The 1,118-nt window shown below is 65.5% G+C and carries 1 protein-coding gene and 1 pseudogene; both read right to left on the reverse strand.

Annotation, left to right across the window (positions count from 1 at the left end; genetic code table 11):
• Positions 1-23 precede the first annotated feature (23 nt).
• Entirely contained in the window at positions 24-761 is a 738-nt protein-coding gene (phbB, locus tag A612_RS08540; RefSeq protein WP_019374084.1) for an acetoacetyl-CoA reductase, read from the reverse strand.
• Between the two features lie 133 nt (positions 762-894).
• Positions 895-1,118: pseudogene (locus tag A612_RS08545) on the reverse strand (class I poly(R)-hydroxyalkanoic acid synthase); the annotation flags it as partial.

The following is a 1,118-nucleotide window of genomic DNA, read 5'->3' on the forward strand; positions in this document are numbered from 1 at the left end:
GGGTTTTTCTTGGGGTGTGCGGCTCAGTTCATGTGCAGGCCGCCGTTGACGGAGAACTCCGCCCCGGTGGCGTAGCCGCCCTCTTCGCTCGCCAGCCAGGCGATGATCGAGGCGATCTCGCTGGGCTCGCCCAGGCGCTTGACCGGGACGGTGGCGACGATTTTTTCCAACACGTCCGGGCGGATGGCCTTGACCATGTCGGTGCCGATGTAGCCCGGCGCCACGGTGTTCACGGTGACGCCCTTGGTGGCGAGTTCCTGGGCCAGCGCCATGGTGAAACCGTGCATCCCGGCCTTGGCGGCCGAATAGTTGGTCTGGCCGGCCTGGCCCTTCTCGCCGTTCACGCTGGAGATGTTGATGATTCGGCCCCAGCCCTTTTCCACCATGTCGCCCACGACCTGCTTGGTCACGTTGAACATGGAGTTCAGGTTGGTCCCGATCACTGCGTCCCAGTCCTCGCGCGTCATCTTCAGGAACATGCGGTCGCGCGTGATGCCGGCGTTGTTGACCAGCACGTCGATGCTGCCGTGCTCGGCCTTGGCCTTCTCGAAGGCCGCCACGGTCGAATCCCAGTCGCCCACGTTGCCTGCAGAGGCATAGAAGGTGTAGCCCAGGGCCTTTTGCTCATCCAGCCACTTCTGGTAGTCGCGCGTCGGGCCGCAGCCGGCGATGACCTTGAAGCCTTCCTTGTGCAGGCGCTGGCAGATGGCGGTGCCGATGCCTCCCATGCCGCCGGTCACATACGCTACTTTCTGGTTCATTTTGCTTCTCCTTGGTTGGACTGCTGGACGATGCCGGGGACCACGGAAGTGGCCCGGGTGAAGAAAGGTGGGGCGTGTTGGGGCAGGTCAGAGACGGATCTCGGTGGCTCATGGTCCGCGCCGGCACACGCCGTCAGGCCTTCTGCTGCACGTAGCGACCGGGGGCCGGCTCGATCGCCTTGTACTTGCGCCCGCGGCCGTAGTTCTTCGGCGCCGCGACCTGCTTGCCGGCATGGCGCCGGAGCCAGGCGGCCCAGTCCTCCCACCAGCTGCCGGGATGCTGCGTTGCGCCAGCCAGCCACTCCTGCAGCGTGGGGGGAAACTTGCCATCCTCGCGCAGCCAGTGGCTGCGCTTGT

This window comes from Melaminivora alkalimesophila, from assembly GCF_000282995.1.
Lineage (GTDB): Bacteria > Pseudomonadota > Gammaproteobacteria > Burkholderiales > Burkholderiaceae_C > Melaminivora > Melaminivora alkalimesophila.

Excerpts from the sequence above, each read along its gene's own strand:
- phbB (WP_019374084.1), bottom strand. The coding sequence starts at position 761 with ATGAACCAGAAAGTAGCGTATGTGACCGGCGGCATGGGAGGCATCGGC.